Origin of the sequence: Streptomyces sp. NPDC052040, from assembly GCF_044548405.1 — a bacterium.
Taxonomy (GTDB): Bacteria; Actinomycetota; Actinomycetes; order Streptomycetales; family Streptomycetaceae; genus Streptomyces.
In genome coordinates this window covers 239,043-261,594 of the sequence record NZ_JBIUBV010000003.1, presented here as the reverse complement: position 1 = coordinate 261,594, position 22,552 = coordinate 239,043, and the positions used below count along the sequence as shown (strand labels likewise).

Below are 22,552 nucleotides of genomic sequence, written 5' to 3'. Positions count from 1 at the left end.
CCAGACGTTATGGGCGAGCGAACCGTGCACGAACCGAAGACGGTCGAGGCGGGAGGGACACGATGAGTTCCCTGCTGCTCCTGACCAACGCCCTCCAGCCCTCGACGGAGGTGCTCCCCGCTCTCGGCCTGCTCCTGCACACCGTGCGCGTGGCTCCGGCCGAAGGCCCCGCGCTCGTGGACACCCCGGGCGCGGACGTGATCCTGGTCGACGGGCGGCGCGACCTCCCGCAGGTCCGCAGCCTGTGCCAGCTGCTGCGGTCCACCGGGCCCGGCTGCCCCCTGGTCCTCGTCGTCACCGAGGGCGGGCTCGCCGCCGTCACCGCCGACTGGGGCATCGACGACGTCCTGCTGGACACCGCGGGACCGGCCGAGGTCGAGGCACGGCTGCGGCTGGCCATGGGCCGCCAGCAGCTGGTCAACGACGACTCCCCGATGGAGATCCGCAACGGCGACCTGTCCGTGGACGAGGCGACCTACAGCGCCAAGCTCAAGGGCCGCGTCCTGGACCTCACCTTCAAGGAGTTCGAGCTCCTGAAGTACCTCGCGCAGCACCCGGGCCGCGTCTTCACCCGCGCCCAGCTGCTCCAGGAGGTGTGGGGCTACGACTACTTCGGCGGCACGCGCACGGTCGACGTCCATGTACGGCGGCTGCGCGCCAAGCTCGGCCCCGAGCACGAGTCGCTGATCGGCACCGTCCGCAACGTCGGCTACCGGTTCGTCACCCCGGAGAAGCCGGAGCGCCCGGCCGAGGAGACCAAGGCGGCCCGGGCGGGGACCAAGGACGCGAAGGAGCGGTCCACCGTGCCCGCGGCCGAGGTCACGGCTGAGGCATAGAACCGCGTAAGCCCTGCCCAGGGGCGGTCCATCCGCGTAGACTCCGCGCGTGGCCAAGGTGACTCGGGACGATGTGGCACGGCTGGCGGGGACTTCCACGGCAGTCGTGAGCTACGTCATCAACAACGGACCCCGGCCGGTCGCCCCGGCCACGCGCGAGCGGGTGCTCGCCGCGATCAAGGAGCTGGGGTACCGGCCCGACCGGGTCGCACAGGCCATGGCGTCACGGCGCACGGACCTCATAGGAATGATCGTCCCGGACGCCCGGCAGCCCTTCTTCGGCGAGATGACGCACGCGGTCGAACAGGCCGCCGCCGAGCGCGGGAAGATGGTGCTGGTCGGCAACACCGACTATGTGGCCGAGCGCGAGGTCCACTATCTGCGGGCCTTCCTCGGGATGCGCGTCTCCGGACTGATCCTGGTCAGCCATGCGCTCAACGACCACGCCGCCGCCGAGATCGACGCCTGGGACGCCCGGGTGGTGCTGCTGCACGAGCGGCCCGAGGCGATCGACGACGTCGCGGTGGTCACCGACGACATCGGCGGCGCCCAGCTCGCCGTGCGCCATCTGCTGGAGCACGGCCACCCGTATGTCGCCTGCCTGGGCGGCACCGCCGAGACCCCGGCGGTCGGCGACCCGGTCTCGGACCATGTCGAGGGCTGGCGGCGGGCGATGCAGGAGGCCGGACTGCCCACGGAGGGCCGTCTGTTCGAGGCCGCGTACAACCGCTACGACGCCTACCGGGTGGGCCTGGACCTGCTGTCCGGGCCGCACCGGCCGCCCGCCATCTTCTGCTCCACCGACGACCAGGCGATCGGTGTGCTGCGCGCGGCGCGCGAACTGCGCATCGACGTACCGGGCGAGCTGGCCGTGGCGGGCTTCGACGACGTCAAGGAGGCGGGGCTGACCGACCCGCCGCTGACCACGGTCGCCTCGGACCGTCCGGCGATGGCCCGGGCCGCGGTGGACCTCGTCCTGGACGACGGTCTGCGGGTGGCGGGTTCGCGGCGGGAGCGGGTCAGGCTGTTCCCGTCCCGGCTGGTGGTGCGCCGCTCCTGCGGCTGCGGGGACTGACACCGGTCAGTAACGCGTACCGGCCCGTCGGCGGGTGCCGACGGGCCGTCGCGGGCCGCGCCCTGGGGACGCTTCCGTGCACCGGGATGCGACCGGGTGCAACGGACCGGTCAGAACAGCAGGTTGTACTGGTTGAAGCCGGTGCCCAGGCTGATCCGCGAGCCGAAGAGGGACGAGGACGCCTTGCCGGTGCCGGGGTAGAGCCACAGCGTGCCGCCGGAGTCGCGGGAGAGGACGTCGGCGATGCCGTCGCCCGTCATGTCGCCGTCGGCCGCGTTCGCGGTGAAGTTCCAGCCCGTGCGCGCCTTGATCCGGGCCGACCAGGGGGTGTGCTCCTGCTGGGTGCCCCGGTACAGCCACAGGGTGCCGTCGGTGGAACGGGCCAGCAGATCGGCCTTGCCGTCGCCGGACAGGTCGCCCCGGCCGAAGATCTTCACGCCCTTCCAGGCCCGGTCGACCACCTTGATGCGGCCGTAGAACTGGCCGTTGCCCTTGCCCGGGTACAGGTACACCGAGCCGTCCGTGTCCACCGCGACCAGGTCGGGGCGGGCGTCGCCGGTCAGGTCGCCCGGGACGGCGTAGGACGCGTAGCCGCCCCACACCGAGCTGATCTGCATCCAGGTGAAGTCACCGGCGGTGTGGTCGTAGTAGCTGCGGTACAGCTTGCCGTCGTTCTTGTCCCGGATGATCACGTCCTGGAAGTAGTCCCGGTCCAGATCGGCCTGGAGGGCCCAACCGGCGTTCTGCCAGCCGCTGCTGGCAAAGGCGCGCCTCGCCAGCGAGGTGCCCCGGCTGTCCTGCTCGAAGAGGCCCCCGGACGGGGTGCGGGCCAGCAGGTCGGCGCGGCCGTCGTAGGACAGGTCCGTGTCGTCGATGCGCGGCTGGGCGGCCCAGGTGTACGAGGACACCTTGGTGAAGACCGGGTAGGCGCCCTTGGCCGTGCAGCCCTGGACGCCCCAGGACACCACGCCGACGATCTTCCCGCCCACCACCAGGGGCCCGCCGGAGTCGCCGTTGCAGGTGCTCCTGGTGCCCTCGTCGCTGCCGGTGGCCGGGGTGCCCGCGCAGATCATCGAGCCCTCGGCGAAGTAGTCCTGGCCGATGACCGACTTCATCGCGCTGTTGCAGGTCGCGTCGGGGACCAGCGGCAGGCTCACCTTGCGCAGGGTGGCCGACAGATCGGCGCCGTCGGCACCGGAGGTCAGGCCCCAGCCGTAGACGGTGGCGGTGGTGCCGGAGGTGTAGAGGGAGCTGTCGTTCGACGCGGCCAGGCGCAGCCACTGCTGCTCCAGCGGCGCGGCGAGGGTGAGGACGGCGATGTCGTTCTGGAGGGTGCCGGGGCTGTAGTGGAGGTGGTTCCACTGGTGCAGCACCCCCACCGCGGTGCCGCCGTCGAGGTCCGCGGAGCCGGAGCGCACCACGCCGTTGGCGGCCCAGTTCAGGCCCGCGACACAGTGCGCGGCGGTGAGGACCTTGTTCGGGGCGACCAGGGTGCCGCCGCAGAAGTAGCCCTTGTCGGTGGCGGGGTCGTAGTAGCCGAGCTGCACCATCCAGGGCGCGGAGGCGATGCTCGTCTCCGTGCCGCCGATGATGAACGGGGACGGCTTGGCCGTGCCCGCGGCGGCGGGGGCCCGCTGCTGCTCCTCCTTGTTGAGGACCGCCTGCTTCCGGGCCGCGTTGAGCAGGCGGGCGTGCAGTTCCGCGGCGGACGCGGCGGCCTTGGGGGCTCCGGTCCGCTGCTGCGGGACGCCGGGCTTGGGGGCTCCGGTCCGCTGCTGCGGGGCGCCGGGCTTCGGGAGTGCGTCGGCGGCGTACGCCGACTGGGCCGCCAGGGCGCCGGCGCCGGTCAGGGCCAGCGCGAGGGCGGCCGCGGGGAGCGCCGTGGCAGGGCGTCTCCAGCGGCCGCGCAGGGCACGTATCACTCAGGGCTCCTGGGGTGTGTCGCAGACAGGGCCCGGGAGGGGCGTACGACGCACGGCCCGACGCGGCGCGGCACAAAGCCGCGCGGCGCAGTCGGGCGAAACCGCGGAGCCCCCCTCCGGTGGGCGTGATCGTAGCCTCGGGCGCCCTTCCGTCACACGGCCCCCACAGCGCTCAGACAAGTGTTCGCCCCCGGCTCCCCGAGCCCTCACCTCACGGAAACCGGATGTTTCCCCCGCCTCCCTCGCCCCGGGCACCCCAGGGGTCCCCAAAGCCGCTCGCGCCCAGTCCTGCCAAGGGTTCCGGGGCTCCCGGGGGCCCTCGGACGACACCCGCGGGGGGCGTCCTTATATCCGGCATACGAGGTTCTGTCGGGCTTCTCAGCGGCGACTCAGGTGGCTCTCATGATCGCGGGACACTCTCTCTTACATGACCGAGAGCTTCCGCCGCAGCGACGAGTACGAGAACCCCCAGGGTGCCGGACAGCAGGGCGGCTCCCTGCACTCCCCGCACCCCGCGTACCCCGGGCAGCACGTGGCTTCCCCGGTGAACCCGGAGTGGCCGCCCCCGCCGGCGTACGAGCCGGGGTACCCGGCCGCGCCGCACCCGGCGGCGGCCGCCTCCTGGCAGGGGGCGGGCGACGGCAGCGGCGCGGGCACCACCACCCCCGGAACCGACCCCGGCTCGCCCGAGCCGAAGCGGCGCACCAGGGGACCGCTCGCACTCCTCGCCGCCGTGGCGATCGTCGCCGCGGCCATAGGCGGCGGCACGGCCTACGGCATCCAGGAACTGACCGGCAAGAGCACCGTCTCCTCCAGCTCGACCAGCACCAATGTGGTGCCGTCGAGCAAGCGGGGCACCGTCGCGGGAGTCGCCGCCGCGGTCAGCCCGAGCATCGTGGAGATCAGCGCCACCTCCTCCTCCGGGGAGTCCACCGGATCCGGTGTGATCGTCACCGGCGACGGCGAGATCGTCACCAACAACCACGTCATCGCGGGCGCCTCCTCGATCAAGGCGACCACCAGCGACGGCAAGTCCTACACCGCCAAGCTCGTCGGCACCGACAGCAAGAAGGACCTCGCCCTGGTGAAGGTCGACGGCGCCGCCGGTCTGAAGGCGGCCACCCTCGGCAACTCCGACGGCATCCAGGTCGGCGACCAGGTCGTGGCGATCGGCTCCCCCGAGGGCCTGTCCGGCACGGTCACCAGCGGCATCGTCTCGTCCCTCAACCGCGACGTCACCGTCTCGACCGACGAGAACCAGGGCCAGGGCAGCGGCGACAACCGGTGGCCCTTCGAATTCGGCGGCCGCCAGTTCAACGGCGACACCGGGTCCTCCACCACCACCTACAAGGCGATCCAGACGGACGCGTCCCTCAACCCGGGCAACTCCGGCGGCGCCCTCATCGACATGAACGGCAACGTCATCGGCATCAACTCGGCGATGTACTCGGCCGCTTCGGACTCGACCTCGTCGAGCGCCGGCAGCGTGGGCCTGGGCTTCGCCATCCCGATCAACACCGTCAAGTCCGACCTGGCGACCCTCCGCTCCGGCTCCCAGAGCTGAACGGACGCCCAGGGGGGCAACGGCTGGTAAGGAGCACGACATGATCAAGCAGGTTCTGCACGAGACGAGCGCCCCTGTCGCCCCCGCCCGGGTCTGCATCGCCCTGGCCGTGGCCCACGAACTCCACACCCCGGCGGCCCCCGCACCGGAGGCCTACGAGCTGCGCGCCGTCGTGGCTCCCGCCTCGCCCGCCTCCCGGGCGTACGAGCTGCGCGCCCCGGCCGCGCGGACCCCGGTGGTGGCGGTCCCCGAACTGATGGGCCTGCGCCGCACCAGCGTCTCCCGCCCGCACCGCCGCAAGGTCCCGCTGAGCCGCCTCACCTCGGCCATGTGCTGAACGGCTCCCCCGCCCGCCCCCCGCCACGGCGCCGGGCACCCGCCCTCCGGGCGTGGTGCGACCCCGGCGCCGACCCCCGTCCACAACCTTCCGCCCCCGCCACGGGAAACGTGCGACGCTGAAGACGTTCAGCCCGCGCCCCGTCCCGCCGCACCCCGAGGAACCCCGCATCCATGAGCCCCGCCGAAGGCGACCGTGAACCCCAGCGCATCCTGATCGTCGACGACGAGCCGGCGGTCCGCGAGGCGCTCCAGCGCAGCCTGGCCTTCGAGGGCTACGACACCGCGGTCGCCTCGGACGGCGCGGACGCGCTGGAGAAGGCCACCGCCTACCGGCCCGACCTGGTCGTCCTGGACATCCAGATGCCGCGGATGGACGGCCTCACCGCCGCCCGCCGGATGCGCGGCGCGGGCACCACCACCCCCATCCTGATGCTCACGGCCCGCGACACGGTCGGCGACCGGGTCACCGGGCTGGACGCCGGGGCCGACGACTACCTGGTCAAGCCCTTCGAGCTGGACGAGCTGTTCGCCCGGATCCGCGCCCTGCTCCGCCGCAGCTCGTACGCGGCCACGGCGGTGGGCGCCCCCGAGGACGAGGCCCTCACCTTCGCGGACCTCCGGATGGACCTGGCGACCCGGGAGGTCACCCGGGGCGGGCGGCCGGTGGAGCTGACCCGGACCGAGTTCACCCTCCTGGAGATGTTCATGGCGCACCCGCGCCAGGTGCTGACCCGGGAGCAGATCCTCAAGGCGGTCTGGGGCTTCGACTTCGAGCCGTCCTCGAACTCCCTCGACGTGTATGTGATGTACCTGCGGCGCAAGACCGAGGCGGCGGGCGAACCCCGGCTGGTGCACACGGTGCGCGGCGTGGGCTATGTCCTGCGGCAGGGCGGCGCCGAGTGATCAAGCGCTTCCGTGCCCTGCCGCTGCGCTCCCGTCTCGCCCTGCTGGTCGCGGCGGCGGTCGCGTTCGGGGTGGCGGCGGTGTCGGTGAGCTGCTGGTTCATCGTGCAGGGCAAGCTGTACGAGCAGGTGGACAACGACCTGAAGAGTTCCAGCTCACCGGTGCGCCCGGGCGGCCTCGCGAGCGTGCTTGCCGACTGCACGACCACGCCCTCCCCGCAGGACGACCGCGGCCCCGAGGTGAGCACCTACTACACCCAGGTGGTCAACGCCGACGGCCAGGTCTGCGTGTATCCGAACTCGGCCGGCATGGTCAAGATCGGCCACGGCGACACCGAGATCGCCCGGAACCCCACCCACGGCATCCTCCACAACAGCGTCGACGGCAAGGGCGACCCGGTGCGGGTGCTGACCACCCCGCTGCTCAGCGACGGCCCGGGGGGCCCGACCCTCTACCCGGGCTACGCCCTCACCCTGGCGTACCCGCTGAAGGACACCGACAAGACGCTCAGCGACCTCGCGGTCATCCTGCTCATCGTGTCCGGCCTCGGTGTCGTGGGCGCCGGTGCCGTCGGCCTCGCCGTGGCCCGCGCGGGTCTGCGCCCCGTCGACAAGCTGACGGAGGCGGTCGAGCACATCGCCCGCACCGAGGACCTGACCACCCGGATCCCGGTGGACGAGCACAGCGAGGACGAGATCGCCCGGCTGTCCCGCTCCTTCAACTCGATGACCTCGGCGCTCGCCAGCTCCCACGAACTCCAGCAGCAGCTGATCGCCGACGCGGGCCACGAGCTGCGCACCCCGCTCACCTCCCTGCGCACCAACATCGAGCTCCTCACCCGCAGCGAGGAGACCGGCCGCCCGCTCCCCGCGGCGGACCGCAAGGCCCTGCTGGACTCGGTGAAGGCCCAGATGACCGAACTGGCCGCACTGATCGGCGACCTCCAGGAGCTGTCCCGCCCCGAGAAGGGCCTGCACGCGGGCAAGACCCAGGTGGTGGAGTTGCAGGACACCGTCGAGGCGGCGCTGCGCCGGGCCCGGCTGCGCGGCCCCGAACTCACCATCACGGCGGACCTGGAACCCTGGTACGTACGGGCGGAGCCGTCCGCACTGGAGCGGGCGGTCGTGAACATCCTCGACAACGCGGTGAAGTTCAGCCCCGACGGCGGGGAGATCGACGTCGCCCTCAACAGCGGTGTCCTGACGGTCCGCGACCACGGCCCCGGCATCCCCGCCGAGGAACTCCCGCATGTCTTCGACCGCTTCTGGCGCTCCCCCTCCGCCCGCGCGCTGCCCGGCTCGGGCCTCGGCCTGTCCATCGTGGCCCGCACGGTCCAGCAGGCGGGCGGCGAGGTGAGCCTGCGCCCGGCCCGGGGCGGCGGCACGGTGGCCACCCTGCGCCTGCCGGGCGCCCCGACACCACCGCCTCCGGCACCGGGGGAGTAACGGCCCGGGCGCCGGGCGCCCGAACACGGTGCCCCGGACGCCGGGCGCCGGAGGCGGGCCTCTTGGGACCCGGTCCCGGAAGCCTCCTCCCCTCCTCTCGGCCCGCGCCTTACCCTCGTATCCATGACCAGCGACGACACCGCCCGTACGGCCCTGACCCGCTCCATCGAGACCGTCACCGCGCTCTCGCCCGCACAGGCCGACGCCGTGCTGGACCTGCTCGCCGACGCCGCCCGGGTCGACGGACAGCAGGCGGTGTCCGAACAGGGGCGGCTGCAACTGCGGGGCGGGGAGCGCGAGGGCGTCTCCCATCTGCTGCTCACGGTCGGCGAGAGCCTCGTCGGGTACGCCCAGCTGGAGGACACCGACCCGGTGGAGGCCCCGGCCGCCGAACTCGTCGTCCACCCCTCGCACCGCGGCCACGGACACGGCCGCGCGCTGGGCTCCGCCCTCCTCGCCGCCTCCGGGAAGCGGCTGCGGGTGTGGGCACACGGCGGGCACTCCGCCGCCCGGCACCTCGCCCAGGTCCTCGGCCTCACCCTGTTCCGCGAACTGCGCCAGCTGCGCCGCCCGTTGGACGAGCTGGAGGTGTCCGAGCCGAAGCTCCCCGACGGTGTCACCGTGCGCGCCTTCGAGCCCGGCCGGGACGACACGGCCTGGCTCGCCGTCAACGCGGCGGCCTTCGCCCACCACCCCGAGCAGGGCTCCCTCACCCAGCGCGACCTCGACGACCGCAAGGCCGAGCCCTGGTTCGACCCGCAGGGCTTCTTCCTCGCCGAACGGGAGGGCGAGGACGGCCCCGAACTCATCGGCTTCCACTGGACCAAGGTCCACGCGGAGGAGCAGCTCGGCGAGGTCTACGTCCTCGGGGTCCGGCCCGGCGCCCAGGGCGGCGGCCTCGGCCGCGCCCTCACCGCGATCGGCCTGCGGCACCTCACCGCCCAGGGCCTGCCGACCGCCATGCTCTACGTCGACGCGGACAACGCGGCCGCCCTCGCCGTGTACGAACGCCTGGGCTTCAGCACCTACGAGACGGACCTGATGTACCGCACCGAGACCTGAGGCCGGACCGAGGCCTGAGGGGCCGCAGCGGGACCTGAGGGGCCGGGCGGGAGCGACGGGGACCGGGCGGACGGGAGTGACCGGACCGGGCGGACCGGGGCACCCTCGGCCACGCACCGCGCACGCGACGTCACACCCCCTGCGCACCGGTCCTCCGGAGCCGCCCCGGCCGCACGTGCCTCCCCGCCCGAGGGGTCCCCCCGGCCCGCCCGCGCCCCCTCCAGCCCCCTTGTACGCCGCCGCGCCCCCGGTAGACGTCCGCGAGCCTCCCCTCGCTATCCCGCACGTCATGTCGCCGTAACCATTGATTCAGACGGACTTGCGACGCTCGGTCAATGAACGCCGTCGTGCCAGAGCCTTCGGGGCCCCCTCGCCGGGGGGCCGGTGCGGAGCGCGGGCGTCCGGTCTCCGCGCCGGTGCCCGTTCTCTCCGACGCGCCCGTCACCCGGTCGGCGCGGAAGAATGGGTCCATGAGCCAGCAGAATGCCCAGGCAGCGGCCCACCCGTCCCCCTCCACCCCCCGTGAGGGCGAGCCCTCGGGTAGCGCGACCGTGCAGAACCAGCAGCCCTCCGTGGGCTCCATCGCCGCGCACCGCCCGCACACCGTGGCTGCGACGGTCTCCGAACTCGAACCCGACCTCGACGCCGACCTCGACGCCTACGAGGAGGGCCGCGAGGGCGGCCAGCTGCCGCAGGGCCGCTTCCTCGACCGGGAACGCAGCTGGCTCCAGTTCAACGAGCGCGTGCTGGAGCTGGCCGAGGACCCGGAGACGCCCCTGCTGGAGCGCACGAAGTTCCTGGCGATCTTCGCCAGTAACCTGGACGAGTTCTTCATGGTCCGGGTGGCCGGTCTGAAGCGCCGTATCGCCACCGGTGTCGCCACCCGGTCCGCGTCCGGCCTCCAGCCCCGCGAGGTGCTGGAGATGATCTGGGCCCGCTCCCGGGAGCTGATGGCCCGGCACGCGGCCTGCTTCCAGGAGGACGTCGCCCCCGCGCTCGCGGAGGAGGGCATCCACCTGGTCCGCTGGAGCGAGCTGACCGACAAGGAGCAGGCCCGCCTGTTCACGCTCTTCCGGCACCAGATCTTCCCCGTGCTCACACCGCTGGCCGTGGACCCCGCGCACCCCTTCCCGTACATCTCGGGACTCTCGCTCAACCTCGCGGTCGTGGTGCGCAACCCGGTCTCCGGCCACCGCCACTTCGCCCGCGTCAAGGTGCCGCCGCTGCTCTCGCGCTTCCTGGAGGCCTCCCCGCAGCGCTACGTCCCCATCGAGGACGTCATCGCCGCGCATCTGGAGGAGCTGTTCCCGGGCATGGAGGTGCTGGAGCACCACACCTTCCGGATAACCCGCAACGAGGACCTCGAGGTCGAGGAGGACGACACCGAGAACCTGCTCCAGGCCCTGGAGAAGGAGCTGATGCGGCGCCGCTTCGGGCCCCCGGTGCGCCTGGAGGTCGAGGAGTCCATCGACCGCTATGTGCTGGACCTGCTGGTGCGGGAGCTGAAGATCTCCGAGGCCGAGGTGTACCCGCTGCCGGGTCCCCTGGACCTGACGGGCCTCTTCGGCATCGCCAACCTCGACCGGCCGGAGCTGAAGTACCCGAAGTACGTCGCGGGCACCCACCGCGACCTCGCGGAGGTCGAGTCGGCGTCCGCGCCCGACATCTTCGCGGCGCTGCGGGAGCGGGACGTCCTGCTGCACCACCCGTACGACAGCTTCTCCACCTCGGTGCAGGCCTTCCTGGAGCAGGCGGCGAGCGACCCGGACGTGCTCGCCATCAAGCAGACCCTGTACCGGACCTCGGAGACCTCGCCGATCGTGGACGCGCTGATCGACGCGGCCGAGTCCGGCAAGCAGGTCCTGGTGCTGGTCGAGATCAAGGCCCGCTTCGACGAGCAGGCCAACATCAAGTGGGCCCGCAAGCTGGAGGAGGCGGGCTGCCATGTGGTCTACGGGCTCGTCGGCCTGAAGACGCACTGCAAGCTCTCCCTGGTGGTGCGGCAGGAGGGCGACACGCTCCGCCGCTACAGCCATGTCGGCACGGGCAACTACCACCCGAAGACCGCACGCCTGTACGAGGACCTGGGGCTGCTGACCGCGGACCCCCAGGTCGGCGCCGACCTGTCCGACCTCTTCAACCGGCTCTCGGGCTACTCCCGCCGCGAGACCTACCGCAGGCTGCTGGTCGCCCCCAAGTCCCTGCGCGACGGCCTGGTCTCCCGGATCGACAAGGAGATCCAGCACCACCGGGCCGGGCGGCCCGCGTGCGTCCGCATCAAGGTCAACTCGATGGTGGACGAGGCGGTCATCGACGCCCTCTACCGCGCGTCGCAGGCGGGCGTCCCGGTCGATGTGTGGGTGCGCGGCATCTGCGCGCTGCGCCCCGGCGTCACCGGCCTGTCGGAGAACATACGGGTGCGCTCCATCCTCGGCCGTTTCCTCGAACACTCGCGGGTCTTCATGTTCGGAAACGGCGGCGAGCCCGAGGTGTGGATCGGCAGTGCCGACATGATGCACCGCAACCTCGACCGCCGCATCGAAGCACTTGTCAGGGTCACCGACCCGGCGCACCGCGCGGCCCTCAACCGGCTCCTGGAGACCGGTATGTCCGACACCACGGCCTCCTGGCACCTGGGCCCGGACGGCGAGTGGACCCGGCACGCGACCGACGCGGACGGCCAGCCCCTGCGGAACATCCAGGAGATGCTCATAGACGCCCGGAGGCGCCGGCGTGGCACAGCAACACCTTGATCCCCCCACCGACCCCACGGCCGACCCCACGGCCGGGCCCACCGGGGACGCCCTCGCGGGCTATCTGCGGGGCCAGGCAACGGAGTTCCTCCGCTCGCTGCGGCAGCACCGGGAGACCGGTGCCGCGAACGGCACGGAGGACTCCGGCGACGCGGCGCTCGCCCTGCGCCGCTCGGCCCGCCGCATCAGCGGCACCCTGCACACCTTCCGTCCGCTGCTGGACACCGACTGGTCGGAGGGGATGCGCCCCGAACTGGCCTGGCTCTCGGGCACCCTGGCCCGGGAGCACGCGTACGCGGCCCGGCTGGAGCGGCTGCTGCTCGCCCTGCACCGGCTGTCCGGCTCCACGGCCTTCCCCGCGCCGACGGGGGGCGCGGCGGATTCCGGCACCGGGCCGCGCAGCCGTCCCGGTGTCCCGGAGCGCGGCAATCTGACCGTCGGCGCGGCCAAGGCGGGCGCCCTGCTGGAGCGCCAGCTGACCCTGGCCCGGACCCGCGCCCACTCCGCGGCCCTCCAGGCCCTGGGCTCCGGGCGCTTCCACGCGGTGGCGGACAGCGTCGCCGTGCTCGCCAGCGAGGTCCCGCTCACGGCCGCCGCGACCACCGCCGATCTGCGCCTCCCGGCCGCCGCGGCCAAGGAGCGGCTGCGCGACGCGGTGGCGGCGCTCCCGCTGGTCACCGCGGGCCACCCGTACAACGCGGAGGCCCTGGTCCACGGGCTCTCCCCCGATCCGGCCCCGCATCCGCAGGACGGCCCCTGGCACCAGGTCCGGCTGCTGCTGCGGCTGCACCGCTACGCCCAGGAGGTGCTCTGCGGGCAGGACGCGCCCGTCGACGTACGGCTGCTGACGGCGGGCGAGGCCCTGAACCGGCACCGGGACGCCTCGGAGGCCGCCGCGGCCGCGGCGGCGGCGGCGCGCACCCCGCGGATCGCCCCGGCGACGGCGTACGCGCTGGGCGTGCTCCACGCCGACCAGCGGCACGAGGTGGAGGCGGCCCGCTTCGCGTTCCAGCAGTCGTGGCAGAAGCAGGCGGTGCACACTCCGTAGCCGCCGCCCGCACGCCGTGGGCGCCCGCATCGCGTGGGCGCCCGCACACTTGAAGGCGCCCGGGCTCCGGGCAGGCAGGGAGGCAACCCATGGTTCGCGCGGCCGGCTGTGTGCTCTGGCGCCGCTCCTCCTCCGGCGGCGTCGAGCTGGCCCTGGTCTTCCGGCCCAAGTGGTCCGACTGGTCGTGGCCCAAGGGGAAGCTCAAGAAGGGCGAGACCGCCACCGCGGCCGCCCTGCGCGAGGTGCGGGAGGAGACCGGCCACACCTGCCGCCTCGGATCGGTCCTGCCGACCGCCCGCTATGTCGACCACACGGGCCGGAAGAAGGAGGTCAGGTACTGGGCGGCGGAGTCGACCGGCGGCGCCTTCTCCCCCAACACCGAGGTGAGCGCGCTGGTCTGGCTGTCCCCCGGCCTGGCCCGCGAGCGCCTGACCCATGACCGGGACCGGGAGCTGATCCCCCTGGCCCTGGCCGCCATCGGCGGCTCCGGGGCCGACGTCCGGGAGTAGTACTCTGCGCCCCCGCACCGCACCGCAGACATCCCGCCACTGGCCGAAACTCGCAGGCCAGACGCCCGCGGTCGGGGCCGGTCGCCGGAATGTCCTCGTGTCCGAGACGTAAGCGTTCCGTGACCTAACCACACCGACCGCAGGGGTTCACCTCCCGTTCACTCTCGACCATCGACGGCTTCACCTGTTCTGCCTAATTTCAGCCGTACAAGGTGCGAAGCGCGCAGGGGGCGTGCTGTCGCACTTCCCCGTCATAGCAGCCCAGACGGGAACCACACTTCGCACGCCGCCACCGACGGCGGCTCCTGGAAGGAACTTCCGAAAGTGATGCTTCAGCGCAAGAACCGGCTTCGCGCCCTTGCTCTCGGTGCTGTCGCCGTCTCCGGCGCCCTGGCCCTGACGGCGTGCGGCTCCGACGACACGGGCAAGGACAGCAGCGGCGGCAGCTCCGCCTCGGCGTCCAACGCGTCGTCCATCAAGTGCGACAACGCCAAGGGCCAGCTCCAGGCCTCCGGCTCTTCCGCTCAGAAGAACGCGATCGACGCGTGGGTCAAGCAGTACACCCAGGCCTGCCACGACGTGCAGATCAACTACAACCCGACGGGTTCGGGTGCCGGTGTCACGGCGTTCCTCGGCGGCCAGACCGCGTTCGCCGGCTCCGACTCGGCGCTGAAGCCCGACGACGTCGCCCAGTCCAGCAAGGTCTGCACCGGCGGCGGCAAGGCCATCGACCTGCCGATGGTCGGCGGCCCGATCGCGGTCGGCTTCAACGTGCCCGGCGTGGACAGCCTGGTCCTCGACCCGTCGACGATCGCCAAGATCTTCGACGGCAAGATCGTCAAGTGGAACGACGCGGCGATCAAGAAGCTCAACCCGAGCGCCAAGCTGCCCGACCTCAAGATCCAGGCGTTCCACCGCTCGGACGAGTCCGGCACCACGGACAACTTCACCAAGTACCTGATCGCCACCGCCAAGAGCGACTGGCCCTACTCGGGCGGCAAGGCCTGGCAGGCCAAGGGCGGCCAGTCCGCGCAGGGCTCCGCCGGTCTGGCCCAGCAGGTCAAGCAGACCTCGGGTTCGATCTCCTACTTCGAGCTGTCCTACGCCGCCGACGGCATCAAGACGGTCGACCTCAAGACCGGCGCCGCCACCCCGGCCAAGGCCACCGTGGAGAACGCCACCAAGGCCATCGCCTCCGCCCAGGTCGCCGGCACCGGCAAGGACATGGCGCTGAAGCTGAACTACCAGCCCACCGAGGAAGGCGCCTACCCGCTGACCCTGGTGACCTACGAGATCGCCTGCGACAAGGGCAACAAGGCCGACACCCTGCCGGCCGTGAAGTCCTTCCTCACGTACATCGCGTCGGAGGACGGCCAGAACCAGCTGGCCGAGGCGAAGTACGCGCCGATCCCCGCCGAGATCATCTCCAAGGTTCGCGAGACCGTCTCGAGCCTGAGCTGACCCGATGTGCGGCCCGCTCCCCGACGGGAGCGGGCCGCACCGTCCGGTGCACCGCCGCCTGGAGCCGCCACCCGCCACGGCTCCGCAGACCGGAGATCCTGATGGACACCACCACACAGAGCACAGAGGCGCCTCCGCCCGCCCCGCAGACTTCCGCGGCCGCGCACCAGCGCGTCAGCCGCGGCGCCACCCGCCCCGGAGACCGGATCTTCCTCGGTCTGTCCCGCGGGTCCGGCATCTTCCTTCTGGTGATCATGGCCGCGATCGCGGTCTTCCTCACCTACCGTGCGACCGTCGCGATCGGCAACGACCACGGGAACTTCCTCACCACCTTCGAGTGGAACACCAACGTGACCCCGCCGGTCTTCGGCATCGCGGTCCTGGCCTTCGGCACGGTCGTCTCCTCGATCATCGCCATGGCCCTCGCGGTCCCGGTCGCAGTCGGTATCGCGCTCTTCCTCACGCACTACGCGCCGCGCAGGCTGGCCGGGCCCATCGCCTATGTGATCGACCTGCTCGCCGCCGTGCCCTCCATCGTCTACGGCCTGTGGGGCGCGCTCGTCCTCGTACCGCAGATGGACGGCCTCTTCGGCTGGCTGAACGACTACCTCGGCTGGACCGGCATCTTCTCCTGGCAGGGCGGCGCCCCTCGCTCCCTGCTCACCGTCGGCGTGCTGCTCGCGATCATGATCCTCCCGATCATCACCAATGTGAGCCGCGAGGTCTTCCGGCAGGTCCCGCAGATGCACGAGGAGGCGGCCCTCGCCCTGGGCGCCACCCGCTGGGAGGTCGTCCGCATGGCCGTCCTGCCCTTCGGCCGCTCCGGCGTGATCTCCGCCTCGATGCTCGGCCTCGGCCGTGCGCTCGGCGAGACGATGGCCGTCGCCACGGTCCTCTCGCCGACCTTCGGCATCCAGGCCAGCCTGCTGGACCCGGGCGGCGGCACCTTCGCCCAGAACATCGCCAGCAAGTTCGGCGAGGCCACCGACCAGGGCCGGGACGCCCTCATCGCCTCCGGTCTTGTCCTCTTCGTCATCACCCTGCTGGTCAACGGCGCGGCCCGCGTGATCATCGCCCGCCGCAAGGAGTACTCGGGGGCCAACGCATGAGCACCGCAGCCGTCACCGACAAGCGTCCGAACACCTTGCGCGGCGCCAGCCTGCCGACGTGGTCGCCCCTGGCGATCGGTGCGGGCTCGATCGCCGTGGGCCTGGGCATCAGCGCGGCCGCCGATCTCGGCAGCAGCATCCAGTGGGCCCTGATGGCCGCGGTGCTGTACGTCGTCGGCACCTACGCCATCGCGGCCCGCGTCGAGGGCCGCCGCCAGGCCAAGGACCGGATCGCGACCAGCCTGGTCTGGGTCTGCTTCCTCCTCGCGGTCATCCCGCTGGCCTCCCTCATCTGGGAGACCGTCAAGCGCGGTGTGAAGGTCTTCGACCCCTACTTCCTCACCCACTCGATGGGTGTGGTCGCCGACACCGAGACCGGCGGCGGTATCTACCACGCCATCCTCGGCACGCTGGAGCAGGTCGGCCTGGCCACGGTGATCGCCGTGCCGGTCGGTGTGCTCACCGCCGTCTACCTGGTGGAGTACGGCCGCGGCGGGCTCTCCCGCGCCATCACCTTCTTCGTCGACGTCATGACGGGTATCCCGTCGATCGTCGCCGGTCTGTTCGTCCTCAGCTTCTGGATCCTCATTCTGAAGATGGGCTACTCCGGCTTCGCCGGTTCGCTGGCCCTGGCGATCCTGATGATGCCCGTCGTGGTCCGCTCCACCGAGGAGATGCTCAAGCTCGTCCCGAACGAGCTGCGCGAGGCCTCCCTCGCGCTGGGCATCCCGAAGTGGCGCACCATCCTCAAGGTGGTCCTGCCGACCTCGATCGGCGGTATCACCACGGGTGTGATGCTCGCGATCGCGCGTATCACCGGCGAGACCGCGCCGGTGCTGCTGCTGGTGTGGGGCACCAACTTCATCAACAGCAACCCGTTCCAGGACCCGCAGGCCTCGCTGCCGCTGTACATCTACCAGCAGTACGCGAACAGCGCCGGTTCCGGCGCGGCCTACGACCGGGCCTGGGCGGCGGCGCTCGCCCTGATCGCCTTCGTGATGATTCTCAATCTGGTGGCCCGCGGCATCGCCCGCTGGAAGGCCCCGAAGACCGGTCGCTGAGGCGACGATGTCCGGCTCCGCCGCTCGGGGCCACAGCGACTGATACTGGAAGTGAAGTAGTCATGGCCAAGCGAATCGACGTAAGCGGTCTCACCGCCTACTACGGCTCCCACAAGGCGATCGAGGACATCTCGATGTCCGTCGAGCCGCGTTCGGTGACGGCGTTCATCGGCCCCTCGGGCTGCGGCAAGTCGACGTTCCTGCGCACGCTCAACCGGATGCACGAGGTGACGCCGGGCGGCCGCGTCGAGGGCAAGGTGCTGCTCGACAACGAGGACCTGTACGGCACCGGGGTCGACCCCGTCTCCGTCCGCCGCGAGGTGGGCATGGTCTTCCAGCGCCCGAACCCCTTCCCCACCATGTCGATCTTCGACAATGTGGCGGCGGGCCTGCGGCTGAACGGCAGCTACAAGAAGTCGGAACTGAACGACGTCGTGGAGCGGTCGCTCAAGGGCGCGAACCTCTGGAACGAGGTCAAGGACCGCCTGAACAAGCCGGGCTCCGGCCTGTCCGGCGGCCAGCAGCAGCGTCTGTGCATCGCCCGCGCGATCGCGGTGGAGCCGAAGGTCCTGCTGATGGACGAGCCCTGCTCGGCCCTGGACCCGATCTCCACCCTCGCCATCGAGGACCTGATCGGCGAGCTGAAGGAGCGCTTCACGATCGTCATCGTGACGCACAACATGCAGCAGGCGGCGCGTGTGTCCGACCGCACGGCGTTCTTCAACCTGGCGGCCGTGGGCCAGCCGGGCCGGCTGATCGAGATCGACGACACGGAGCGGATCTTCTCCAACCCGTCCGTCCAGGCCACGGAGGACTACATCTCGGGTCGCTTCGGCTGATCCGTCACTCCGTTCCGAGGACCCCTCGCGGTGCTGCATGGCGGTGCCACCGCGAGGTAGAAGAGGGCCCGCCCCTGGCTCCCGGGGGCGGGCCCGTTCGTTTCTACTCGGCGACTTCCGTGCGTTCCCACCACTGGTAGACGGTGACCTGCCCCTCCTCGCTGCTCTCATGGCGCGGCGTCATCCGGTAGTGCTCGTATCCGCCGCGGTGCGGAATCTTCAGCTCTTTTCCGGGCGGCACGATCGGCACGAGCTTGCCCGCGAGATCGTCCGGCCCGCCTTCGAGGAGTGCCTTCACAGTCATACCTCCAGTCTTCTCACGCCCCCGGACCCCGCATCTCGAAGCGGCCCCCGAACGGGCGGGGGCAAGCACAACGCGGACCACCCCATCCCGGGCCCGGCGGCTCCGAGGAGCCCCGCCGGGTGCGGAATGGGGTGGTGAAAGGTTTCGTCAGTGGCCTTCCGGCCGATGGCTACAGAAACGCCAGGTTGATCACCCAGAAGGCGCAGGCCGCCACGGCGGCCGCCGCGGGCATGGTGATGAACCAGCCCAGGACGATGTTCTTGGCGACACCCCAGCGCACGGCGTTGACCCGCTTGGTCGCGCCCACGCCCATGATCGCCGAGGTGATGACATGCGTGGTGGAGATCGGCGCACGGAACAGGTACGCCGTGGCGAACATGATCGACGCGCCCGTGGTCTCCGCCGCGAACCCCTGCGGCGGGTCCAGCTCGATGATCTTCCGGCCGAGCGTACGCATGATCCGCCAGCCGCCCGCGTAGGTGCCCAGCGAGAGCATCGCCGCGGAGACCAGCTTCACCCACACCGGGATCGGGTCGCCGTAGCCCTGGACATCGGCGATGACCAGCGCCATCACCACGACACCCATGGTCTTCTGGGCGTCCTGGAGGCCGTGGCCGAGCGCCATGCCGGCCGCCGAGACGGTCTGCGCTATGCGGAATCCCCGCTTCGCCTTGTGCGGGTTGGTCCGGCGGAAGATCCACATGATGGCGGCCATCACCAGATAGCCGACGACCAGGCCCACGATCGGGGACAGGAACATGGGCGTGACGACCTTGTCCATGACCCCGGACCAGTACACCCGCGTGCCGCCGGCCAGCGCCGCGCCGACCAGTCCGCCGAACAGCGCGTGCGAGGAGGACGAGGGAAGTCCGAAGTACCAGGTGGTGAGGTTCCAGACGATGGCGCCGAGCAGGGCCGCGAAGAGGATGCCCATCCCCTTGCCGCCGGTGGGCGTCTGGATCAGGCCCTCGCTGACCGTCTTCGCCACGCCGCTGCCGAGGAACGCACCGGCGAGGTTCATCACCGCCGCCATCGCGAGGGCGGCCCGGGGGGTCAGCGCACGGGTCGACACCGAGGTGGCGATGGCGTTCGCCGAGTCGTGGAAGCCGTTGGTATAGGCGAAGAAGAGAGCGATCAGGACGGTGAGGATCAGAGCAAAGGTGTCCATGGACGCCTCAGGACTCCTTGACCGCGATGGTCTCCACGGTATTGGCCACGTGTTCGAACGCGTCCGCCGCTTCCTCCAGCACATCCACGATCTGCTTGAGCTTCAGGACCTCGATCGCTTCGTACTTGCCGTTGAACAGGTGGGCGAGCAGTTTGCGGTGGATCTGGTCCGCCTGGTTCTCCAGCCGGTTCACCTCGATCCAGTACTCGGTCAGGTTCTCCATCGAGCGGAGGTTCGGCATCGCCTCGGCCGTGAGCTCGGCCGCCCGGGACAGCACCTCGATCTGCTGCTCGACCCCCTTGGGCAGCTCCTCGACGTTGTAGAGGACGACCAGGTCGACGGCCTCCTCCATGAAGTCCATGATGTCGTCGAGGGAGGAGGCCAGGGAGTAGATGTCCTCGCGGTCGAACGGCGTGATGAACGAGGAGTTCAGCTGGTGGAAGATCGCATGGGTGGCGTCGTCACCGGCGTGTTCCGCTGCCCGCATACGCTCCGCGATCTCGGCCCGGGCGGAGGCGTCCGCCCCGAGCAGTTCCATCAGGAGTTTCGAGCCCGTGACGATGTTGTCCGCGGACGCGGCGAACATGTCGTAGAAGCTCGTCTCCCTGGGGGTCAGACGAAAGCGCACGTGGGGTCCTCGGGATGCTTCGGTTTCGGTCAGGCTGATGCTAGGCGCATCATCCGGCCACGGCTAAGGGGCCGTCCTCCAGTGTCGCCCATCGGACACAGTGGTCAGCACGGGGGCGCTACGGGGGTGGAACGGGGTGGTCAAGCCTCTGGCCAAGGGCTCCATACCCAGCAAAGTTCGTTACCATATACCCACCGGGGGTATCTGTCCGTGCCGAGGAGTGCAGGATTCGCCACAGCGGTCTCCTTGTCCGGATTCCGACCCCCCGGCGGCTGTCGACAGGAGGACGTGATGACGACCACCCAGGCCGGGGCGGGGGCGCCCGCCGAGGGCGAGGGCACCGTGGTGACCGACCACGACCGCGGCATCCACGGCTACCACCACCGCAAGGACGAGCACCTCAAGCGGCTGCGCCGGATCGAGGGCCAGATCCGGGGCCTCCAGCGCATGGTCGACGAGGACGTGTACTGCATCGACATACTCACCCAGGTCTCCGCCTCGACCAAGGCCCTCCAGTCCTTCGCGCTCCAGCTCCTGGAGGAGCATCTGCGCCACTGCGTCGCGGACGCCGCCCTCAAGGGCGGCACGGAGATCGACGCCAAGGTCGAGGAGGCCACGAAGGCGATCGGCCGACTGCTGCGGACCTGAGGGGACGGGGTTAGGGGGCGGCCGTGCCCCGCGGGACCGCGGGCGAGGGGGCCGTGCGTGGCGGGGCCGCGGGCGGGAGAGCCGGCGGGTCCGTGAGCGGGAGAGCGGTACTCGATGGGACCGTGGGCGGGAGGGCCGTGCCCGATGGTTCCGTGGGCCGGAGAGCCGTACCCGGCGGGTCCGTGAGCGGGAGACCGGTGCCCGGCGGGTCCGCGGCCGGGAGAGCCGTACCCGGCAGGATCGCGGCCGGGAGATCCGTGCCCCGCGGGACCGCGGCCGGAGGGGCTCACCCTGATCACTCGCCGGGGGCCGTGTTCCGCTCCTCGGCCACCCTCAGCACCTCGTCGATGCTCTCCAGGCTGAGCCGCTCCTCGTGGGCGGCCGACGCGGCGATGATCAGGTCGCCGCACAGCTCGATCTCGGCGAGGGCCACGTGGTCCTGTACTGCCGTACCGCCGGGCGGAGCCACGTGCATCACCTCTTCCTGCCGTCACCGACTTCCTAGAGTAGGGAGCGGTGCACGGGCCGCGCATGGCACGGACGGACCATTTCCGGCCCCTCAGCCGCGCCAGGTCCCGGCCGCCCGACGGCCCCGGCCGCCGTCACCGCTCCGCGACCCGTCCCGCGAAGATCTCCCCGTCCGACGGCAGCCGTACGTCGACGGGGACCCCGAAGCCGTAGAAGACCGTCGTCGAGGCCACCGCGACCGGCCTGCGCTGGCGCCCGTTGACAAAGCTGAACCGGTGGCACACCTTCCGCAGCAGCCCCTGGCCGTCGACATAGGCGTCGAACGGCACCTCGGCCGTGGCGAACCCTTTCGCCGCCGCCCGGAACGGCCCCCGGTCCGCGGCCGGTGCCCCCTGTGCGGCGAGCCCGATGTCCGCCACCCCCCGGTAGTGCCGCACGGACACCCCCGCGACCTCGGCCCGGCCGACATAGCGCACATCCCGGGCAGCGCGCAGCAACTCGGCCGCGGCATAGGGGTCGGTGGCGCCGCCGGTGACGAGGTTGCCGTCCGAGAGGGAGGCCGTGTCGACCCGTACCCATTTGTCCGCGGGCACCCCCGCGCCCCGGTTCCGCATGAACAGGGCGCCCGGGGCGAGCAGTTCCGTGATGGGCCGGTGCTCCTCGGCGCCCGCCGGGTCCCGGGGCAGCAGCACCGTGAGCCGCCCGAGCCGGGCCCGGTAGTCGTAGACGCCCTCGCCGCGGATGGTGACCCGGGTCCCGCCGGTGGCCATCTCCATCGACGTCCGCGCCCGTGAACTGCCCGCCCGCACCAGCACCGCGGCCGCCCGGTGCAGGTCCAGCACGGCGTCCGTGCGGGAGGGGGCGTCGTCGGCGAGGGCCCCGCCGCCCGCGCATCCGGTGAGCGAGGCACCGGTGACCACCAGCCCCAGTGCCGCGGCGACCGCCTTACCGGCCCGACCGCGCTGCCGCACCACCATCGTCCGCCTACCCCCCAGCCGGTACGTCCCGGTGTCCCTTCTACTGTTCCGTTCAACGACCGGCGGGGAGCCCCGTCACGCGTCGGGCGGTGCGCACACCGCGGTCCGCGCGGTACGTGCCTTGGGTAACCTTGCGGGAGTGGAGCAACGGGACATCGCCATCGGTCCGGAAGAGCACCGCACGACGACGGCCGAGCAGGGCCGCTTCTGCGTCGCCCGGTGCACCTGCGGCTGGCGGGGACCGGCCCGCAGAGCGCGGAGCCTGGCGAGATCGGACGCCGAGGGGCACACCACGGGCACGGGCGACTGACGAGCCGCGCCCGCCACTTCACCCCAAAGCAGAAGCAAGCAGATGCAATCCGACATAAGTCCTGCGCGCTGTAGCGATTCTGTGGCATTCCCCGGCGCAACCCGCCGCCCCATGGGCCCGTCT

22 protein-coding genes are annotated in these 22,552 nt (G+C 71.5%); 16 read left to right on the top strand and 6 right to left on the bottom strand.

All coding sequences use genetic code 11. The features are described from left to right. The first annotated feature begins 62 nt into the window (after nucleotides 1-62). Nucleotides 63-836 carry a response regulator transcription factor gene (locus tag ACIHAA_RS09490; RefSeq protein WP_399814864.1) on the top strand — a complete coding sequence of 258 codons (774 nt, stop codon included), beginning with the start codon at nucleotides 63-65 and terminating at the stop codon, nucleotides 834-836. Nucleotides 837-885: 49 nt separating this feature from the next. Next, the gene (locus ACIHAA_RS09485) at nucleotides 886-1,911 is read left to right on the top strand and encodes a LacI family DNA-binding transcriptional regulator (RefSeq protein WP_399814862.1); all 1,026 of its coding nucleotides are present in this window, start codon (nucleotides 886-888) and stop codon (nucleotides 1,909-1,911) included. Between the two features lie 110 nt (nucleotides 1,912-2,021). Here the strand turns inward: ACIHAA_RS09485 and ACIHAA_RS09480 are convergent, their stop codons facing one another. Next, nucleotides 2,022-3,833, bottom strand: coding sequence for a trypsin-like serine protease (locus tag ACIHAA_RS09480; protein WP_399814860.1), 1,812 nt, complete (start codon nucleotides 3,831-3,833; stop codon nucleotides 2,022-2,024). Between the two features lie 427 nt (nucleotides 3,834-4,260). Here ACIHAA_RS09480 and ACIHAA_RS09475 point away from each other — a divergent pair, with 427 nt between their 5' ends. The 12 genes from ACIHAA_RS09475 (at nucleotide 4,261) to pstB (ending at nucleotide 17,926) form a co-directional block, all read left to right on the top strand. After that, entirely contained in the window at nucleotides 4,261-5,397 is a 1,137-nt protein-coding gene (locus ACIHAA_RS09475; protein WP_399814857.1) for a S1C family serine protease, read from the top strand. Nucleotides 5,398-5,437: 40 nt separating this feature from the next. After that, nucleotides 5,438-5,734, top strand: a complete 297-nt coding sequence (locus ACIHAA_RS09470) for a hypothetical protein (RefSeq protein ID WP_399814855.1) — start codon at nucleotides 5,438-5,440, stop codon at nucleotides 5,732-5,734. A 173-nt stretch (nucleotides 5,735-5,907) separates the two neighbouring features. Next, nucleotides 5,908-6,639: a response regulator transcription factor gene (locus ACIHAA_RS09465; protein ID WP_399814853.1), complete on the top strand. Its 732-nt coding sequence runs from the start codon at nucleotides 5,908-5,910 to the stop codon at nucleotides 6,637-6,639. After that, on the top strand, nucleotides 6,636-8,084 hold the full coding sequence (locus ACIHAA_RS09460; RefSeq protein WP_399814851.1) for a sensor histidine kinase: 1,449 nt from the start codon (nucleotides 6,636-6,638) through the stop codon (nucleotides 8,082-8,084). The genes ACIHAA_RS09465 and ACIHAA_RS09460 overlap by 4 nt, the downstream gene beginning before the upstream one ends. 123 nt (nucleotides 8,085-8,207) lie before the next feature. Continuing rightward, nucleotides 8,208-9,146 carry a mycothiol synthase gene (mshD, locus tag ACIHAA_RS09455; protein ID WP_399814849.1) on the top strand — a complete coding sequence of 313 codons (939 nt, stop codon included), beginning with the start codon at nucleotides 8,208-8,210 and terminating at the stop codon, nucleotides 9,144-9,146. 335 nt (nucleotides 9,147-9,481) lie between these two features. Further along, the gene (locus ACIHAA_RS09450) at nucleotides 9,482-11,899 is read left to right on the top strand and encodes an RNA degradosome polyphosphate kinase (protein ID WP_399814847.1); all 2,418 of its coding nucleotides are present in this window, start codon (nucleotides 9,482-9,484) and stop codon (nucleotides 11,897-11,899) included. Continuing rightward, nucleotides 11,880-12,947, top strand: coding sequence for a CHAD domain-containing protein (locus tag ACIHAA_RS09445; protein ID WP_399814845.1), 1,068 nt, complete (start codon nucleotides 11,880-11,882; stop codon nucleotides 12,945-12,947). Before ACIHAA_RS09450 ends, ACIHAA_RS09445 begins: the two co-directional genes overlap by 20 nt. 89 nt (nucleotides 12,948-13,036) lie before the next feature. Beyond that, entirely contained in the window at nucleotides 13,037-13,456 is a 420-nt protein-coding gene (locus ACIHAA_RS09440; RefSeq protein ID WP_399814843.1) for an NUDIX hydrolase, read from the top strand. Between the two features lie 324 nt (nucleotides 13,457-13,780). After that, entirely contained in the window at nucleotides 13,781-14,917 is a 1,137-nt protein-coding gene (pstS, locus tag ACIHAA_RS09435) for a phosphate ABC transporter substrate-binding protein PstS (protein WP_399814841.1), read from the top strand. A gap of 101 nt (nucleotides 14,918-15,018) precedes the next feature. Continuing rightward, complete coding sequence (gene pstC, locus ACIHAA_RS09430; protein ID WP_399814839.1) at nucleotides 15,019-16,026, top strand: phosphate ABC transporter permease subunit PstC; 1,008 nt, start codon at nucleotides 15,019-15,021, stop codon at nucleotides 16,024-16,026. Next, complete coding sequence (gene pstA, locus ACIHAA_RS09425) at nucleotides 16,023-17,087, top strand: phosphate ABC transporter permease PstA (protein ID WP_399814837.1); 1,065 nt, start codon at nucleotides 16,023-16,025, stop codon at nucleotides 17,085-17,087. The genes pstC and pstA overlap by 4 nt, the downstream gene beginning before the upstream one ends. Nucleotides 17,088-17,149: 62 nt before the next feature. Then, nucleotides 17,150-17,926: a phosphate ABC transporter ATP-binding protein PstB gene (gene pstB / locus ACIHAA_RS09420; protein WP_399814835.1), complete on the top strand. Its 777-nt coding sequence runs from the start codon at nucleotides 17,150-17,152 to the stop codon at nucleotides 17,924-17,926. A 103-nt stretch (nucleotides 17,927-18,029) separates the two neighbouring features. Here the strand turns inward: pstB and ACIHAA_RS09415 are convergent, their stop codons facing one another. The 3 genes from ACIHAA_RS09415 to ACIHAA_RS09405 form a co-directional block, all read right to left on the bottom strand. Further along, nucleotides 18,030-18,230: a DUF5988 family protein gene (locus ACIHAA_RS09415; RefSeq protein ID WP_399814833.1), complete on the bottom strand. Its 201-nt coding sequence runs from the start codon at nucleotides 18,228-18,230 to the stop codon at nucleotides 18,030-18,032. A gap of 169 nt (nucleotides 18,231-18,399) precedes the next feature. Next, nucleotides 18,400-19,398: an anion permease gene (locus ACIHAA_RS09410; RefSeq protein WP_399814832.1), complete on the bottom strand. Its 999-nt coding sequence runs from the start codon at nucleotides 19,396-19,398 to the stop codon at nucleotides 18,400-18,402. A 7-nt stretch (nucleotides 19,399-19,405) separates the two neighbouring features. Further along, a complete protein-coding gene (locus tag ACIHAA_RS09405; RefSeq protein ID WP_399814830.1) occupies nucleotides 19,406-20,026 on the bottom strand; it encodes a DUF47 domain-containing protein in 621 nt (206 codons plus the stop codon). Between the two features lie 291 nt (nucleotides 20,027-20,317). Here ACIHAA_RS09405 and ACIHAA_RS09400 point away from each other — a divergent pair, with 291 nt between their 5' ends. Next, a complete protein-coding gene (locus tag ACIHAA_RS09400; protein ID WP_399814828.1) occupies nucleotides 20,318-20,674 on the top strand; it encodes a metal-sensitive transcriptional regulator in 357 nt (118 codons plus the stop codon). Nucleotides 20,675-20,969: 295 nt separating this feature from the next. Here the strand turns inward: ACIHAA_RS09400 and ACIHAA_RS09395 are convergent, their stop codons facing one another. Beyond that, a complete protein-coding gene (locus ACIHAA_RS09395) occupies nucleotides 20,970-21,149 on the bottom strand; it encodes a hypothetical protein (RefSeq protein ID WP_399814827.1) in 180 nt (59 codons plus the stop codon). A gap of 127 nt (nucleotides 21,150-21,276) precedes the next feature. Then, entirely contained in the window at nucleotides 21,277-22,119 is an 843-nt protein-coding gene (locus tag ACIHAA_RS09390; RefSeq protein WP_399814825.1) for a hypothetical protein, read from the bottom strand. 139 nt (nucleotides 22,120-22,258) lie between these two features. Here ACIHAA_RS09390 and ACIHAA_RS09385 point away from each other — a divergent pair, with 139 nt between their 5' ends. After that, a complete protein-coding gene (locus ACIHAA_RS09385; RefSeq protein WP_399814823.1) occupies nucleotides 22,259-22,429 on the top strand; it encodes a hypothetical protein in 171 nt (56 codons plus the stop codon). Nucleotides 22,430-22,552 lie beyond the last annotated feature (123 nt).

Coding starts and splice junctions, on each gene's coding strand:
- ACIHAA_RS09490 (WP_399814864.1), top strand. CDS start 63: ATGAGTTCCCTGCTGCTCCTGACCAACGCCCTCCAGCCCTCGACGGAG.
- ACIHAA_RS09475 (WP_399814857.1), top strand. CDS start 4,261: ATGACCGAGAGCTTCCGCCGCAGCGACGAGTACGAGAACCCCCAGGGT.
- ACIHAA_RS09470 (WP_399814855.1), top strand. CDS start 5,438: ATGATCAAGCAGGTTCTGCACGAGACGAGCGCCCCTGTCGCCCCCGCC.
- ACIHAA_RS09465 (WP_399814853.1), top strand. CDS start 5,908: ATGAGCCCCGCCGAAGGCGACCGTGAACCCCAGCGCATCCTGATCGTC.
- mshD (WP_399814849.1), top strand. CDS start 8,208: ATGACCAGCGACGACACCGCCCGTACGGCCCTGACCCGCTCCATCGAG.
- ACIHAA_RS09450 (WP_399814847.1), top strand. CDS start 9,482: ATGAACGCCGTCGTGCCAGAGCCTTCGGGGCCCCCTCGCCGGGGGGCC.
- ACIHAA_RS09440 (WP_399814843.1), top strand. CDS start 13,037: ATGGTTCGCGCGGCCGGCTGTGTGCTCTGGCGCCGCTCCTCCTCCGGC.
- pstC (WP_399814839.1), top strand. CDS start 15,019: ATGGACACCACCACACAGAGCACAGAGGCGCCTCCGCCCGCCCCGCAG.
- pstA (WP_399814837.1), top strand. CDS start 16,023: ATGAGCACCGCAGCCGTCACCGACAAGCGTCCGAACACCTTGCGCGGC.
- pstB (WP_399814835.1), top strand. CDS start 17,150: ATGGCCAAGCGAATCGACGTAAGCGGTCTCACCGCCTACTACGGCTCC.
- ACIHAA_RS09415 (WP_399814833.1), bottom strand. CDS start 18,230: ATGACTGTGAAGGCACTCCTCGAAGGCGGGCCGGACGATCTCGCGGGC.
- ACIHAA_RS09410 (WP_399814832.1), bottom strand. CDS start 19,398: ATGGACACCTTTGCTCTGATCCTCACCGTCCTGATCGCTCTCTTCTTC.
- ACIHAA_RS09400 (WP_399814828.1), top strand. CDS start 20,318: ATGACGACCACCCAGGCCGGGGCGGGGGCGCCCGCCGAGGGCGAGGGC.
- ACIHAA_RS09395 (WP_399814827.1), bottom strand. CDS start 21,149: ATGCACGTGGCTCCGCCCGGCGGTACGGCAGTACAGGACCACGTGGCC.
- ACIHAA_RS09390 (WP_399814825.1), bottom strand. CDS start 22,119: ATGGTGGTGCGGCAGCGCGGTCGGGCCGGTAAGGCGGTCGCCGCGGCA.